The sequence below is a fragment of the Marinobacterium sp. BA1 genome, from assembly GCF_041155135.1.
Lineage (GTDB): Bacteria > Pseudomonadota > Gammaproteobacteria > Pseudomonadales > Balneatricaceae > Marinobacterium > Marinobacterium iners.
The window spans coordinates 519,672-534,620 of the sequence record NZ_BAAFHC010000001.1 but is presented as its reverse complement, the minus strand read 5'-3'; the positions used below and the strand labels follow the sequence as shown (position 1 = coordinate 534,620).

Genomic DNA, 14,949 nt, shown 5'->3' with positions numbered 1-14,949 from the left:
TGTGCGGCCGGATCAGGAGTTTTTTCCGATCTCCTCAAACTGTGTTGTCAGTACCGGATTAAGACTTGCTGCAGCCTCCCACACACGGGTTAACGGAGCCTCTGACTTTTGTTCGAGCGCTTCTATGTCATCGACTGTAAATAGCTGCTCCCGCGTGTCAGGATCAATAATGCTGATTGCCGCAAATACGGCACGCAGGTTAATATCCTTTTCACGGTTTTTGAAAACATAGGTATCAAACTGATCCCGTTGTTTTGCACTCCATGTTATGACAGTTACAACACCGCCCTTTTTCCATTCTGATACTTGCACGGTTTTTGTCTTGCGGTCATTTGACCCCAGTATTTCATCACGCGTCAGATTTGCCATACCAACCTCTTATTATCCAGATTATTAGGGTGTTGCCGGTGTGAAGTTTTCAACCTTGACGACATCGCCACTTACGCGAACATTGATAGTCGATTTATAGCGGTTATCGATTTCACCGTTTTCAAACGGGAAGTTTTTCACGTAAGCATCAAACACTCGAGCTGTTCCGTTAGGCAGAAGCCAGCTCACCTTCCGCTTCTCACCTGACTGATACACCGCCTCAAGCTCTTGCTGTCCAGGATCATCAGGCTCATGGAACATGGCCAATGACACAGAGCCATAGCGTTTGATGCCAAGCGCTACAACCTCTGCTTCGTCCAGAAGGGTTGTTTCATCAATTTCTGCACGTTCGCCATCAAGCCCCGAGATGGAAGTATGGCCCTTGATTTCAATATCCGTTGTACCTGCAGCATCACGGATATAAATACGGGTGTTAAGTGTTGGGATTGGCATTTCGATACCTCGCTTGTTTGCTATCAGTCATACAGGGTGTAATCAAGAACAAAGCGATAAAGCTGATTATCTGGTTCATGTAGCGGTATATCGCTTTGCAATACATGACCAGCCATTGCGGCTTTAACCGCAGCGCGTAATTCTTGAATTTGTGGGTAGCTTTTTGACCATACATTGATCGAATAACGGCTTAAGGCATGTCCTGTATAACCGTCATGCAATGTGTTATCGGGATCAGAGCTTACATAATAAAAAGTCACTGCCGGAAGCTTTGCGCTTTCTGGAAGATATCCGTTGTAAATATCATCTGAATTTACCAGCTGTATTATGTCTGGACTGGTGCTCAGGGCTATATGAAGCTGTTGCTCGTTCACGATAACTTAGCCTTTGCCGCCCTTTGGGCTGCACGTTTTTGTGCCAGCTGTAGCCGGTGTTGAATTCTGGATTTGAAAATATTTAATGCGCTGTTTTTTGTTTGGTCCCAGGCTGGGCGAAGAAACGGGTGCGGTTTTGCACCGGGATGCATGCGCCTTGGCTTGCTTCTGTGCTTGGCACCTGATTTGGTGCCGCGTGATCTTTTGGCACCCCGTGTCACGTAGTGAGGCGCTGTGCCGAATTCAACAAACTGGGCGTAATATGCTTCTTTGGACCGAACGCCGATAAATGCAAAAACGGAGTGATTGCGTCGACTCAGTCGCGTGCGGATCTTCAGGGCTTTCTTCAGTTCGCCCGGCTGCTGCACCTTGCCCTTGTACCCTTTGTGGGCAGAGTCTGACACCGGCACTAGTGCTTTCGCGCGGTCGAGTGTCGGCTTGCCTGCATCACGCAGGGCTGACCGCAACACCTTCACGCCAACCTGATCACCCAGGTCTTTCAGTGCCTGCTCTAATTCGCGCAGACCTTGAACTTCGTAATTTGTCGCTTTCGCCATGACGTATCCTTGGGCAATAAAAAACCCGCACGATGGCGGGTTTTGAAAGCATTTCGCCCGAGGCCGCAATGGCGGGCTCGGGTGGTTTGGTGCAGCAGATTACTTACTACATTGGTACAACGGGCTCGATGTAACGGCGAAGTGCCATATGCCACAGCCCCATGCCAACCAGGTAATGAGATTTATTGCGCGATTCCAACTCCTGCAGAGATTTCAGTTCCAAGAGCAGGTAGGCATCATAGCCCTGATCAGTTGGCGATACTGATTTCGCCAGCGCCAGCAACCGGTGCTTTTGTGCTGCTATTTTTTCGTGGAGCTTTCCTTTTCTGACCGGTTCAAACGAGCCGTGTTCAACCAGCGTACAACTACTCTTGAAGTGCTTTGCATAGTCGATCAATTCATCACGGCGCTTGTCTGCGTTTCGGCTGACAACGCTGGTACTGCATACCTTGTCAGTTGATATCGATATACCTAGTGATTTAGAAAGTGCCCGGCCTATATCATCCAGTGCTTCAATGTGGCCATAGGTGTTCGAATAGACATTCCAGTTGGCTGCGGCAACCAGGCGACCTATTCCGCCATCCCACAATTGCTTAACACCGCGACTGGCATTGAGCAGGTGGCGTATATCCGCGAGCTGTTCACTGGTCAGTGCGTTCCGCCTCGCGTCGTCTTTTGCTGCGGCAATCCATTCACCTTCGATAGCGTATGCGGCGATAAAGTTGCGTGCCGCATCCATACTGTTTGCCGGTATATCCTGTGCTGATACTACGCTGAAGGCTTTGTGCACCTGTGACCAGATGTGGTTTTTAACCTTTGTGCGGATCGGCTTTGGCAGGCTGCGCACTTTTCCATCCAGTACTGCACCCAAGCAGCGGAAACCGTCGGTGCCGATGGTCTGGCCGATCAGGGTGTTCAGCTGGTTGTTGTTGTCTTCATAACGGCCGTGCTTGCGGATTGCAGGCAACACTTCAGCAGTCACCCACTTTTTGAAACGCTTGGCTTCGGCTTTGCGGCTTCGGAGGATCGCGGAGTACAGACCTGATTCGTTGATGAGTGCAACACCTCGCGGCCCAAAACCGACAACTTGTCGGTTTTGAATTTCGTCATCATCCAGCTTTCGGGTCATCGCTTGTGCATCGCTGTAGGCAAGCGCTCTGGCAACATCCATGGCAATAAACCACGGCTGGTCATCAATCAGCAGCGTGCGGACTTCACGGGATTCAAAATCGAACGGAATAATTTTGGCAGTGGATTGCATGGCAGTGGCCTCTTTGGTTGCGGTCCTATTTCCGCTCCCCACTGTCAATTGGGTGAGCGGAACCGTGCAGGTTGACAGACCGGACCAAAGAACCGGCAGACCCGAAGGTCTCCCACACGGCCCGCTCATAAAAGGGCCATGCTGCAGACACAAAAAAACCGCGCTGTTGGCGGTGTGTCCGCCTTTGGTTCGGGCTGTCAAACCCGGTCGCTGATTTTGCAGCGACATGCAAAACATAACCTTACAAGCCGTACCAGTCAAGGCAAAATCGAGCGGCCTGAAAGGCCGCTGTGTATCACTCTATTTGCGAAGCAATCAACGCAATGATGCTGAGCACTATCAGCAATGCACCAATAAACCAGTGCACCACGAACGATAGAACAAAGCCCAAAAGCAAACAGAAAAGACTGAATTTTGCTTTCTTGTTTAGCCCTGAATCCGGTTCTGATTTCATATCACCTCCTTGAGTACGAGGTCTGATACTAGCAGCTTTTCTGAAGCGACTTCTACTATCACCCGTGTCTATTATGCCCATGTGCCAACAGGCACGATATGTAGTGATTTGCGTGTGTTTTTGTACAGTTATTTCACTCACCTTCAACTCTGACTCGCTGATAGTAAAGTGCATTCTTCACCATGTACTTGAAGTCAGTGGACTGAATGATCCGCAGATCGCTGCCCTTCTTAATCAGGGTTTCCGCTTTGAGGTACTTTGCGCTTTTACTCGCCCCCTTCGCCAGCCTGCGGATATCCTGGTCGCCAACCACGAGGATATTGGTTTTCTTGGTGACACCCTTGCCGACATTGAAGCCAACACTTGCCGCCAAATTGGCAGCTTCCACCCTGGGAATCTCCAGCTCACCAGTGAAGACCACTGTCTGACCAAAGTATTCACCTTCCGGGACACCCTCTCTAACGATTACCGACCGAGAGGAATCAATCGGCTGATTAATCCGTTTCAACCACTGCTCCGGATCAAGTCCCGTTTTTTCAGCTGCTGCCAGCAGAATCATCCCCGATGCAATGGCATCTTCCAGCGCATCATGGTGCTTGAACGAGTAGCCAATCCGATCACACACATCGGCCAGACCATATCCATAATGTGCGCATTCTTCCCATGTACGCCGGGCGACCCTTGCAGTATCCAGCCAGTGGATTTCTGGCAAGCTAATGCCGTATTTGCTACACGCCTGCTGCATTGAAACACGGTCGAAGTGTGTGTGGCAGGTCACTATGTTATCTGTCATCCATTCCTTGAGGGTACTGACTACAGCTGGCAACTTTGGAGCGCCTCGGACGGCACGCTCACTGATTCCGTGAATATCAACATTGAAGTCGTCAAAGAAATCTTCAGGGTCGATGAGCGACACCCACTTATCGACTACTTTCCCATTCTCAAACCGCGCCATCCCTATCTGGCAGATAGACGACATATCGGCATTTGCGGTTTCTACATCCAACGATACGAACTTCATCCTCAACTCCATATGCATCCATGATGAAGCTCGAGTGTAACACCTACATCTGAGGTGAGTATTAAGTCAATCGTGGAACTGACAGGCACAAAAAACCGCTCAATCGCAGGCCTAGTTCAATTCGAGGCAGAGCTGCTGTCGTTCCCGCCAGTATTCAAGCTGCGATTTCAGTCTTGGTTTTTCGTTACGCCAATGGTTCAGGCCTTTCCCGCAGCGGCTTGCGATCTGCTCACTCTCACTGTATTCGGCGCTTACTTTGCGGTAGCGCTCCATGACGTACTCTCCGCCGTTGTGGAGTGCGTCCAGGATATCCAGCACCCAGCGGCGGAAGGCTTTGGCGACTGAAGTGCGAGCAAACATGGCAATCAGGTGAGCGCCGCGCAGGGAGAATATCCTGACATCCTTTTCACTCTCTCCATTACCAAACCCCTTGACCCTCAGTTTGGTGGTCATGCTCATGCTCTCGGAAAATTCGTCGCTATGGCGGCTGTAAATCTGGGTCACTTTGTCTGAGCGTGCATACCCAAGCGCCCTAGCCAACTCCGGCGCGGCTATCCAAACCTCTCCATCAATCGGCATCAGGGTCAAAGTAGTGTTCTGGAAAGTCAGGTCTTTCATGGCTGAATACCAAGCTTCTGAAATAGGAACACCCCGGAGCAGACGAAGCCTGAATCTGCCATTCGGTGATCAGCCTAGGGGTGTTGTTCGGGTATAAATAGAACGTTTTTGGCCAGCTCCCGTTAGTTGCTGTCCTCTTCACAGGTGATCACCAGCTCGCGGTTGCGGTTGTCCACGTTGATCGGTGGACCCACGATTTCGAGACGCATGTTGCCGAAGGCAATGCGCATGTCGGGGGTTATGTCGTCGCGGTAGCGGATGGTGACAGCCAGTGTGGCGGTATTGGTGACGTGCTGGCTGGCCCAACGCTCGCGACCGGTGATCGGTTTGACGTTTGCCCAGATATCGACCAGCCCGGGTACCGGCTGCCAGTCGTCTGTTGGGTGGCCGTACTGATCCTTGCCGCCCGCCTTGCGCTCGAATGTCACCGGTGTATTGAGGCGTCCTGAGCGCATCAGCCAACCCTCATGATTCGGTACGGGTCCAGTAGCATGGAGACACCCATTGGCAGCTCACTGCTGATGGTGCCGATTACAACGGATTCGCGGTTTTCATACAGGTGGCCTATCAGCAGGAGTAGTCCGGCGCGTACGTCTGCCGGTGTTTCGGTCATGCCCACGGTGGCCGTGATGGTGACGCTTTCTGGCTCGTCAATGGTGGCTGGCCAGTCTGTGTCCCACTGGGGCATGAGCAACGGGTACAGCGCACGCGTTTCCAGCCGCAGCGGTGGTGTCTGCAGGGTCTGGGTGACGCCATCGGGGTCAACGTATTCAACGCTGTCGATGGATTGCACGGGTGTCCAGGGCAGTTCGATCGCGCCAGCGGTTGAGCCGAAGCCGTCCAGTATCAGCGTGCGGGCAGCCGTATCGAAGATGCGACCAGTGCGGGTTTCTGCGTGACGGTAGGCCGAGTCAATCAGTGCAGTGATCAGTGCATCTTCTGCTGTGTGCTGGACGCGCAGGTGCGCTTTTGCGTCTTCTAGGGTGATCATGATTCACCACTTTTTCAGGGGGCAGCGGGCCCGTTCGTAAATTGCGGGCTGTGACGTGATCGGGTCAAAACCTATGGTGGTTTTATTGGCCAACGGGCAGCCGCAATCTCCGCACCAGTGGCCGCCTCTCTTGCGCGCCATGGCTGAGCCGATGCGGCGTTTGGCCTGATCGATGAAGTTGTCGCTAGCACCTGGGCGCTGGTCTGCGGTACGCAGGTGCTCGCAGGTTTCGTCCAGCCGGTGTTCGGTGCCGTTGGCATCAACCACAAACCCACAGATGGCACGGCGTAGTGCGATGACTTCAGCCTGGCCGATCTGGTGGGTTTCAATGAGGTCCAGCGCCTGCTCTTGGGTGAGGGGCGCTGGGGTGTCTGGCTTACTCATACTGAGTGCCGTTTTACTCAGCGGCTTTTGGTTGAGGCAGCTTGTCGCCCATTACCGCAACCTTCACACCTTCAACCAGGTGCTTCGCACGGTCAGCAGGAAAGCCTGCAATATCGCCCCGGGAGTAGCGGTTGAACGGCTTGGTGAAGGTGATGGTTACGCGCTCGTCTTTTGTCTGGGTCGCGTCTTTTGGAGTCGCCATGATTTTTTACCTGTATTTCGAATGGATGGTGAAACAGGCACGGCCGGAGCCGTGCCGCTTCAGGGGTGGTTACCAGGTGACGCCGGTTCCCAGTACCAGACCTTCCGGATGACGGAAGCCGATATCGTGCTCGGCAACCACACGGATCAGGGACTGGTTGCGAGCGAACGCCGATACGAGGTTGCCCCCGGCATCCTTGTAGGTGGCTTCTTTGGAGAAGTCGATCTTCATGTTCTCCTGCTCACCGATCACAACGTCATTCCAGTCGGCAAAGTAGATCTCGGTTTCGTTGGAACCGGTACCAAGGTTGACCGGAACGGTCGTGCTCTGCAGGATCGGCCAGCCTTTCAGCTGTCCCTGCGCCATTTCCGGATACACCTTGTTGCCGTTGCTATCACGCAGACCAAACAGCTTCATGTAAGAACGCGGGCTCAGTGCCCAGCCCGGCTGAATCAGCAGGCTGTCGCTCTCCATGAGCTTGAGGATCAGTGAATCCAGAAACGCATCAATGGTGGCCAGGCTGGCTGTAGCACCCGCCCAATCAACGGTGCGGCTTGCGTCAGTCGCAACCTTCTTGAAGCCTGCCGGGGTATCACTGGTGCCGTCATCACGCAGGAACGCCTTGTCCTCACGCACCGACATGGCACCGATCATGTCGCTCAGGACGATCTGTTCGACGTTGTAACCAGCGCGGCCAATCATCTGGTTGGAAATTGGCACCAGCGTGATCATGGTTTTGGCCGACAGTTTCACATCATCAAACTGTGACTCGGTGGCCAGTACGTCGCTGCCCTCACCCACATAGCCGGACGTGGCACCGGAGCTGAGGCGCGGCATGCTGAGGTTGCCGTTCGGCAGCGGTACCGGACGTGCACCCAGGCGGCGTACCACGGTGCGCGCACGCAGCAGCTCGATCACTTCTTCATGGATGTTCTGCGGAATGAGTGCACCGCCGCTGCCGGCACTGGTTTCGATTGCCATGGCCACATCCGCATCACCGATTTCAGTGCGTGCAAATTTGGCGGCATCTTCCATGTCGCCTTTGGCTGCCGCTACTGACATGGCCAGTCGTGCCATCTTGGCGCCCTGGTATTGCTTCAGTTCTGCCTTGCTGTGAACGGCTGGAGCATTACCGGTGTTGAATGAACCGACCGGTTGAGCTACTGCCGCCTGCGCTTTTTCAGCGGTTTCGAGGCGGGTGATTTGGGCACTCAGCTGATCAAACTCGGTGGTCAGCTGTTCGAACTGTTGCAGCTGCTCTGCCGTCAGCTCTCCGTTTTCTTGTTCAGCCTGCGCCAGCACCTGGATAGATGCGTTGATTTCAGCGCGTTTGCGGCGGAGTTCGATAAGGGTCATAGGTGTCACCTGTCATTGCTGGTTATAAAAAAGGCGACCATATGGCCGCCTGTTTGGTGCAGATCCGCCGCGTGGCTAGATCTTGCAAGCTGTGTCGTACGCGCGGGCCTGTGCCCGAATGCTGCGCGTAGGGGTTGATTTGTATCGTTGCGCGATTGCGTTAATGGCGTCTTGTGCCGGGGCAATCTCATCGATCAGTCTGAGCTGAAGGGCCTCTTCTGGGTCAAACAGCCGGGCTTCTGTTTCAATGACGGCCTGCACATCCAAGCCCCGGTATTCGGCAACCGAGCCGGTGAAGATGGCATAGGCTTTGTCGAGGCGTTTATCGATTTCGGCCACGGCTTGATCCGTAATGGGTTCGTGCGGTGAGCAGTCGTTCTTGTGGCCGCCGCGGTAGAAGGTGTTGTATTTGATACCCACCTCTTCTTCCCATTTGCTGACCTCGAATGTCTCAATGATCACGCCCACGGAACCGACACCACCGGTCGGGCTGCAGATGATCTTGCTGCAGGCGGCGGCCAGGAAGTACCCGGCCGAGTACGCCGCGAAGTTGATAATGGCGGTGATCGGTTTGATCTGGGTGCTGGCTCGGATGAAGTCGGCCATTTCCTTACAGCCCATGGCGGAGCCGCCACCGGTGTGGAAGTCGAGAACGATCTCTTCTACCAGTTCATGGCGTAGGGCTGCGGTGATCTGGCCGCGCAGGTATTCGTAGCTGATCAGCTCTTCACAGGATGCGGTGATAACGCCACGGCGCGGCACCAGCACACCATGCACTGAGATGACTGCCAGCTTGCCGAATACCTGCAGGCTTTTGGCATAGCGGTCTTCCTGGTTGCTGTTGGCCTCGACCGCCGGCTGACTTTGTGCCAAACCAAGACTGGTCGGCGCGCTTTCCATTCGACCCAACAGGCGAGGCTCGAGCACTGCCTTGATCGCACGCACCAGAGTGGGGTCAGCATACAGCGGGGTGTTGAACACCATCGAGGCGATATGCGGGTAATTGATCAAGTGCGACATAGGATCTCCTCGATGTCTTTCATCTGTTCGGGTGTGGCTTCGAATGACTGCTGCATTTGCGCTGAGTCAACCATGTTGAGAGGTGTCAGGTAACGATCACCGCCCGGGATCGGCGGCATATTTTCGAGACGACGGATATCGTTAACCGACAGCCATCCCCAGTTGCGCCCGATGGCATAGGCCTCGTAGCGAGACTTCTGATCACCGCGTAGCAGTCCGCTGACGTTGAATTCGATGTAGTGGTTTTTGCGCTCAGCCGGCAGCAGCAAGTCGCGCATCATGGCGGCTTCGTGTCGCTTCACCCAGGCCAACAAGGTGTAGATGACGAACTGCAGGCCCATGTGTTCGATGTTGCTGAACGTGGCTTTGTCGAGCTGCTGAATCATGTGCGGCGGGATCTTGTACAGCCGGCACACTTCGTTGACGCCGAAGTTGCGGGACTCCAGCAGTTGGGCTTTTTCGTTGTCCATGGCCAGCTGCCGGTAGGTCATGCCTTCCTGCAGCAACGCGACTGAGAACATGTTCCGCAGGCCAGCATGGCGCTCGGCGAACTTGCTCAGCAGACGGTCGATGGCGGCCTGATCTGCAATAGGTGTCGAGCCTTGAGGTCTTTCGATGACGCCTGACATGGTGGCACCACGCTGGAAAACAGCCCCGGCATGTTGCTCGGTAGCCAGTGCCAACCCAATAGCGTCTGCATTGGTATCGATCGGTGACAGGCCCACATAACCATCAAGGCTGAAGTACTTGATGTGGTGAACCATGTGCATGGGCAGTGTCTCGCCCAGGTCAGTCAGGCGGTAGTACGGCATGCCATCCGTACCCTTGAGCACCTGTACCTTCTTCGGGTGTACCGGGATCAGTTCAATTGGGTAGCCAGCGCCATCACGCTCGATCAGTGCATAGTGGTTGCCCTCCAGCCCCAGACAGCCCTGTGCCTGTTCGTAGTATTCGAACGAGGTGTCTTTGCGGTTGGGGGCTGAGTGGATCAGGTCATACACTGGGTGATCGGTTGCCCGGGTGCGGCCGCCGTTTTCGTCACGGCGGTAAAGCTCACAGGGCAGTTGCGCCAGCGACTCGGCCAGCAGTGTGACGCAGGCACGCACCGCACTCACCGCAAGAGCCGTTTTGGTGTTGACCATAGTGCCCGCTGATGTCTGGCGTCCACCTATAGAACTTACCCACTGGGTGAAGTTCTGGGCCGGTGCGGCCGAGATTCCATCTGCGCGGGTGCTGGCAAAGAGTCCGGGGAAAAACATCAGTCTTCAGCCTTATCGGTGTGCGTCCGGATGAACTGGGCATATGCCTGTGCACGGGCGTACATGAACGAGGTCGCCAGCAGCAGAACCCCGGCCACGATGAAGCCCGCCGGCGGGAAAACCAGCCAGGCACCGAAGGCGCACAGGCCGGCACCAATCAGGCCCAGAATGAAAATGAGAGCTGTCAGCATGCGACCTCGCTTGTGTCGTAAATGGATTCTTTTGGCGCTTCGTGATCAGCGTTCATGGCTCTACCCAGCGCCATCAAGATCGCGATGATGCCGTCGATCTTGTTTTCTTTGCGCTCTTTGCGTGGGTAGATGTTGTCTTTAGCGTCCGACTTGGCGGTGACGTTGCTGGCCATCCAGGTGAGCACAGGATCATCGGAGTGAATGAAGCGCTTACCGGTTATCGCCGCTTCCATCTCACGCATGGGCGGGCTCATGTTCTGGACGGTGTTGCGGTATTCAACGATCTCGGCGCCGTCCTTCATCAACTGGTGGGCCAGCTGGGTGGCGCGCCATGGGTCGTAGGCGATTTCGTTAATCTGGAACAGGGCAGCCAGATCGCGGATCTCTTCGCGGATCTGGTCGAAGTCGATCTCTTCACCGTCGGTGACGACCAAGTGGCCGGCGTTTTGCCAGGCTTCGTAAGCAGCCCGGTTGTTGCCTGCTCGCTCGATTGCGCCTTCCGGCAGGTAGTTGCGGGTGAACACAATCCACCGGTCGCGGCCGTTTTCGTCTTTGTCTCTGAACAGCAGCGCGATGCTGGCAATGTCAGTCTTGCTCGCAAGGTCAACACCCAACCAGCACTCACGGCCAATGAACTGATCCAGCGTGAGTTCAGGGTGACCGCAGGCATGCCAGTCGGCCATATTGAGCCAGGCGGTGCGGGCCGATACCCATACATTCAGGTGCTTGGTCAGAAACGCATTGGTCCGGCTTGGATACCGGATTGCGTCGCGCTGCTGCTTGAGCAGGAACTCTTCGCTGACCGATACGCCGAAGTTCGGGTTGGCCTTTCGCAGGGTGGCCGGATCTTGCCAGTCATCCTCTGCATCGATGGTGTAGATGATGGCGAACAGCTCATCGTTCGGCATGACACCAGCCAGCATCTGCTGGGCCTGTCGGCGCTTGTCGTAGCAGGGACCGGCGAGGTTGAAGCCGGCTGTCGTGATGATGAACATCAGGCCCTGCTCACGAGAACCCATCCCTGTCATCATCGTCTCGTAGAGATCAGGGCTGTCGTGTTCGTGATACTCATCGACCAGAGCGCAGCTGGGTGAGCTACCGTCGCCGGGGTTGCCAATCAGCGGCTCAAACCGACTGCCATCAGCAGGCATGCTGATGTTCTTGGCCATGATCTCGATGCCGGCAGCGTTTTTCAGCGCCGGTGTTTTTTCGAGCATGAGCTTGGCCGGGCGGAAAACCTCCCAAGCCTGTTTCTCTGTGGTCGCGCCACAATAGACCTCGGCACCGTATTCGCCATCGGCGCACAGCATGTAGATGCCCACGCCGGCAGCAATGACTGACTTGCCGTTCTTTCGCGGGATCTCGCAGTAGGCCTCAGAGAAACGGCGCAGGCCGTCTTTCTTCTTCACCCATCCAAACACACAGCAGAAGATGAACGTCTGCCAGGGCTCCAGCTCGATCAGCTTGCGTTCGCGTGCCCACTGGCCTTTTGTATGGGGCAGCAGCTGAACGAATACGCAGGACTTCTCGGCTTCATCCTTGTCGAAGGTGAATCGATAACTGCGCTTCTTCGATGCCTTCAGGTCATCGAGGTGGCGCTTACACGCCTGCCGCACCTCCTTGCATGCAGCAATTCGGCCAGCAACGATGTCCCGCGCATACTTGTTCGCGGCATTGACGTTCGGGTAACTGGCCATGGAGTCTCATCACTTCCCGCCCCGCTTCTTGCCGAGCAGTTCGGCGAATGGGTTTCTGTCATCCCCCCCGCCAGGTACAGCGAGACGCACCCTGCTGGCCGGGTCGAGCCCGAGCGCGGATCCGAACATGGCCATCTGCTTCAGGGACTCATTGATTACCGTGGCGGCTGGGTTCTTAACTGGGCCGCCAGTTGCACCTGTAACCACTGCGCCCTCTTTGGCATAGAGCTCTTCGGCATCACGCCAGCGGCCGTATGCAGAACAGAAGGCCTCAAGGTTGTGCAGGTCTGTGGCGGTTAGGATCTTTGAACCAACCAGCCAGGTGGCCAGATGATCCCACGCTTCCATACTGCGACCGGACAACCAGACCGGAGCAGCAGGTACTTCTTGAAGGGCATCCGCGGTAGGCTCGGCATCGTTCAGCTTTCGCTTGCCGGCGTTGCCCTGAAGGACCTTGAGAGTGGTTGGCTTGGCCTTGCGTCCGCGTGTCATAGATGAGAACCGTTCTCGCCGGATTTAATTTTCAATTTCGCGGCTGTAAAAATTTGACTTGGGCGGCGGTGTCCGAGCAGCAAGGTTGTAGAGATTTGATCCCCCCTACCCCTGCTGCGCTCGCTTCGCCTCAGTCTGCGTCTTCACGTCGTGGCACGCCTTGCAGATCGCCTGAAGATTGCTGTCTGCATCCGTGCCGCCTTCAGCCTTCGGGATGATATGGTCAACCTGTGCTGCCGGGGTCACTCGGTTGTTCTTCAGGCAGGGCTGGCAGAGCCCTTTGTCACGTCGCATTACTGCATCGCGCTTACGTCGCCATGGCCGACCACCTCGGCCCGATCCTTTACGCGTTGCCCAAGGCTTATGCAGATGCTCATGTTCTTCACAGTAGCCATGACTGGCCGTTGTTTTGTTGCCACAGGCAGGTGCTCTGCAGGGGCGTGGTGGCTTGCTCGGCATTGCGGCTCCAGTGGTGGTGATGCATAGGATTGTGAGAAATTCTCGATAACCACGCAGTTGCGCCTGCCCCGCGGTACTCAGGGGGTGCCAGGGGCCCCGTCATCTGCCGCCTCAGCCTCATCAGACCATCGCCTGACGCTTTCCCGGTCAGCATTGCACTGCTTGATGAACAACTCGCAACGCGCCATATACGCGCCATACGTGCCGTCAAGGGAAGGCTCGGAAATCGTGTCAGTCCACACCCGTGGAACTGCCCGATACAGATACTGGGGGGCTGGTTCGGTACTGGCGCACCCGCTCAGCAGCATCAGGGCCAATGCGAGTATCAACACAGGGGTCTGTGCCAGCCAGAGCGCGCAGCTGATCAGCCAGCTCGCCAGCCCTGCGAGTTGCATCAGCGCGTTGACGGGCTGTTTCTGCCAGCATGCGGTCAGCTTGCTCATAGCGTGCGCGCTCTTCTTTGATTGTCTGGTTCAGGTGAATGATCGCCTTCTCTGACTGTCGGGCCTCTGCTTTTAGCTCGCCAATAGTGATCAGCGACCAGGCAAGAGCTCCAGATAGACCAATCAGCAGCACGGCCAGCACAAGCCAGCGGCTCACAGTCCAACCTCACACAGCGACCGCTCAACCTCACGGCGCGTCACCAAACCTGGCAATGCCTGCCACTGACCATTAACCTTGCCATTCACCCACCGGGACATTTCAGCACAAGCACCTTCCTTGTCACCTGCGTTCAGTTTTTTCAGCAAGGTCGAAGTTCGGTACTTTGTCTCACCGAAGTTGAATACGAAGCTGGCCAGTGCAGCACGCTGTTCAATCGTCAGATCTGCTGTGGTGTGTCTCTCAACAGCGTTCATTGCGACTGCCAGATCTTGGCGCAGCAACTCCTGGCACTCATTTTCGGTTTTGACCTGTCCCAGCTTTGCTGTTGCCGTATGGCCATAACAAATGGTCACCACGCCAACCGGATCAACGTATGCCTCATGCTCCACACCTTCAAACAGCGTGATCATCGCTGTTGCAAGGCTGACGGATGCTGTCAGTACAGCTGCAGCTATTCGTTTCTTGAGCATTTGCGCGCCTCCCTTCGTTTCTGCCGCCACTGAGCAAACTGGAGCCGGTATTTGGGAACAAGGAGGCCTATCTGAAGCGCCAGGTAAATCAGGGTGATGATGGCCACCCAGTCACTGAGTGATAGGCCCAAGAGGTAGTGGGCGCTCGTCACGGCGATTGGCGGAGCAGCCTTGCTGGCTTCGACACCAATGTCATGGAGTAGAGACTCGTTACTCATGGGGTGCTGCGGTCCTTTTGGGGCGCCACAGCCAAGCTGCAGCGGTGTGGATTTTCGCTGCAGTACAGACACAAAAAAGCCCCGCGATTGCGAGGCCCTGGATTCGTTTGCGGTCACTACGACCAGCATGACTAAAACTCTAGTTCTCTATTATCACAAATGCAAGCATTCACTGTATAAATTTACACTACCAACTACTCTGCATTCTTCAATAGGCCTTCAAGCTCCTGAATGCGCAGCAGGGCGGTGACTAGACGTGCAACGGTGGGTTGTACTGGTAAATGGCCGCTGGAGTACTTCTTATGTGCCGACTCGCTGATGCCCAGTTCGTCCAACCAGCCTGCAAGTTTACCGCGGCCGTAGAAGCCCAGATCGTGCTGGGCTTGTTTGTATTCGGTGGGGGTCATGATTGAGCCTTATCGTACCTTGAACGGCGTCGGCCGGTGCGCTTTCGACCGTAGCATTTTTCGTATTCTTTTTCTGAGAGCGATCTATATCTG

General features: G+C 55.3%; 23 protein-coding genes. All 23 read right to left on the bottom strand.

Going from position 1 to position 14,949, the window contains the following annotated elements:
* Positions 1-12: 12 nt before the first annotated feature.
* The 23 genes from ACAM29_RS02650 to ACAM29_RS02540 all read right to left on the bottom strand — a co-directional run bounded on the left by ACAM29_RS02650 (position 13) and on the right by ACAM29_RS02540 (position 14,856).
* Positions 13-369, bottom strand: a complete 357-nt coding sequence (locus tag ACAM29_RS02650) for a hypothetical protein (protein WP_369623125.1) — start codon at positions 367-369, stop codon at positions 13-15.
* A gap of 24 nt (positions 370-393) precedes the next feature.
* A complete protein-coding gene (locus ACAM29_RS02645) occupies positions 394-822 on the bottom strand; it encodes a phage tail tube protein (RefSeq protein ID WP_354412379.1) in 429 nt (142 codons plus the stop codon).
* A gap of 23 nt (positions 823-845) precedes the next feature.
* Entirely contained in the window at positions 846-1,196 is a 351-nt protein-coding gene (locus tag ACAM29_RS02640) for a DUF3168 domain-containing protein (RefSeq protein ID WP_369623124.1), read from the bottom strand.
* Positions 1,193-1,753 (bottom strand): HK97-gp10 family putative phage morphogenesis protein, encoded by a 561-nt coding sequence (locus tag ACAM29_RS02635; protein ID WP_369623123.1) that lies wholly within the window; start codon positions 1,751-1,753, stop codon positions 1,193-1,195. Before ACAM29_RS02635 ends, ACAM29_RS02640 begins: the two co-directional genes overlap by 4 nt.
* A gap of 106 nt (positions 1,754-1,859) precedes the next feature.
* On the bottom strand, positions 1,860-3,242 hold the full coding sequence (locus ACAM29_RS02630) for a Bro-N domain-containing protein (RefSeq protein WP_369623122.1): 1,383 nt from the start codon (positions 3,240-3,242) through the stop codon (positions 1,860-1,862).
* A gap of 67 nt (positions 3,243-3,309) precedes the next feature.
* The gene (locus ACAM29_RS02625; RefSeq protein WP_369623121.1) at positions 3,310-3,468 is read right to left on the bottom strand and encodes a hypothetical protein; all 159 of its coding nucleotides are present in this window, start codon (positions 3,466-3,468) and stop codon (positions 3,310-3,312) included.
* Positions 3,469-3,601: 133 nt separating this feature from the next.
* Positions 3,602-4,489, bottom strand: coding sequence for an exonuclease domain-containing protein (locus ACAM29_RS02620; RefSeq protein WP_369623120.1), 888 nt, complete (start codon positions 4,487-4,489; stop codon positions 3,602-3,604).
* A gap of 111 nt (positions 4,490-4,600) precedes the next feature.
* Positions 4,601-5,107: a BRO family protein gene (locus ACAM29_RS02615; protein WP_369623119.1), complete on the bottom strand. Its 507-nt coding sequence runs from the start codon at positions 5,105-5,107 to the stop codon at positions 4,601-4,603.
* 122 nt (positions 5,108-5,229) lie between these two features.
* Positions 5,230-5,562, bottom strand: a complete 333-nt coding sequence (locus tag ACAM29_RS02610) for a phage head closure protein (RefSeq protein ID WP_369623118.1) — start codon at positions 5,560-5,562, stop codon at positions 5,230-5,232.
* Positions 5,562-6,098, bottom strand: a complete 537-nt coding sequence (locus tag ACAM29_RS02605) for a head-tail connector protein (protein WP_369623117.1) — start codon at positions 6,096-6,098, stop codon at positions 5,562-5,564. The genes ACAM29_RS02610 and ACAM29_RS02605 overlap by 1 nt, the downstream gene beginning before the upstream one ends.
* Positions 6,099-6,101: 3 nt before the next feature.
* The gene (locus ACAM29_RS02600; protein WP_369623116.1) at positions 6,102-6,482 is read right to left on the bottom strand and encodes a hypothetical protein; all 381 of its coding nucleotides are present in this window, start codon (positions 6,480-6,482) and stop codon (positions 6,102-6,104) included.
* A 13-nt stretch (positions 6,483-6,495) separates the two neighbouring features.
* Positions 6,496-6,684, bottom strand: a complete 189-nt coding sequence (locus ACAM29_RS02595; RefSeq protein WP_369623115.1) for a hypothetical protein — start codon at positions 6,682-6,684, stop codon at positions 6,496-6,498.
* Between the two features lie 69 nt (positions 6,685-6,753).
* Positions 6,754-8,040, bottom strand: a complete 1,287-nt coding sequence (locus ACAM29_RS02590) for a phage major capsid protein (protein ID WP_369623114.1) — start codon at positions 8,038-8,040, stop codon at positions 6,754-6,756.
* 75 nt (positions 8,041-8,115) lie between these two features.
* Positions 8,116-9,060, bottom strand: a complete 945-nt coding sequence (locus ACAM29_RS02585) for a S49 family peptidase (RefSeq protein WP_369623113.1) — start codon at positions 9,058-9,060, stop codon at positions 8,116-8,118.
* Complete coding sequence (locus ACAM29_RS02580; RefSeq protein ID WP_369623112.1) at positions 9,048-10,319, bottom strand: phage portal protein; 1,272 nt, start codon at positions 10,317-10,319, stop codon at positions 9,048-9,050. Before ACAM29_RS02580 ends, ACAM29_RS02585 begins: the two co-directional genes overlap by 13 nt.
* Positions 10,319-10,510, bottom strand: a complete 192-nt coding sequence (locus tag ACAM29_RS02575) for a hypothetical protein (RefSeq protein WP_369623111.1) — start codon at positions 10,508-10,510, stop codon at positions 10,319-10,321. Before ACAM29_RS02575 ends, ACAM29_RS02580 begins: the two co-directional genes overlap by 1 nt.
* Entirely contained in the window at positions 10,504-12,207 is a 1,704-nt protein-coding gene (locus ACAM29_RS02570) for a terminase large subunit (protein ID WP_369623110.1), read from the bottom strand. Before ACAM29_RS02570 ends, ACAM29_RS02575 begins: the two co-directional genes overlap by 7 nt.
* Before the next feature lie 9 nt (positions 12,208-12,216).
* Positions 12,217-12,699, bottom strand: a complete 483-nt coding sequence (locus tag ACAM29_RS02565) for a phage terminase small subunit P27 family (protein WP_369623109.1) — start codon at positions 12,697-12,699, stop codon at positions 12,217-12,219.
* Between the two features lie 105 nt (positions 12,700-12,804).
* Positions 12,805-13,158, bottom strand: a complete 354-nt coding sequence (locus ACAM29_RS02560) for an HNH endonuclease (protein WP_369623108.1) — start codon at positions 13,156-13,158, stop codon at positions 12,805-12,807.
* 231 nt (positions 13,159-13,389) lie between these two features.
* Entirely contained in the window at positions 13,390-13,758 is a 369-nt protein-coding gene (locus ACAM29_RS02555) for a hypothetical protein (RefSeq protein ID WP_369623107.1), read from the bottom strand.
* A complete protein-coding gene (locus tag ACAM29_RS02550) occupies positions 13,755-14,231 on the bottom strand; it encodes a lysozyme (RefSeq protein WP_369623106.1) in 477 nt (158 codons plus the stop codon). The genes ACAM29_RS02555 and ACAM29_RS02550 overlap by 4 nt, the downstream gene beginning before the upstream one ends.
* Positions 14,213-14,449: a hypothetical protein gene (locus ACAM29_RS02545; RefSeq protein WP_369625114.1), complete on the bottom strand. Its 237-nt coding sequence runs from the start codon at positions 14,447-14,449 to the stop codon at positions 14,213-14,215. The genes ACAM29_RS02550 and ACAM29_RS02545 overlap by 19 nt, the downstream gene beginning before the upstream one ends.
* A 194-nt stretch (positions 14,450-14,643) precedes the next feature.
* Complete coding sequence (locus tag ACAM29_RS02540) at positions 14,644-14,856, bottom strand: hypothetical protein (RefSeq protein ID WP_369623105.1); 213 nt, start codon at positions 14,854-14,856, stop codon at positions 14,644-14,646.
* Between the last annotated feature and the right edge of the window lie 93 nt (positions 14,857-14,949).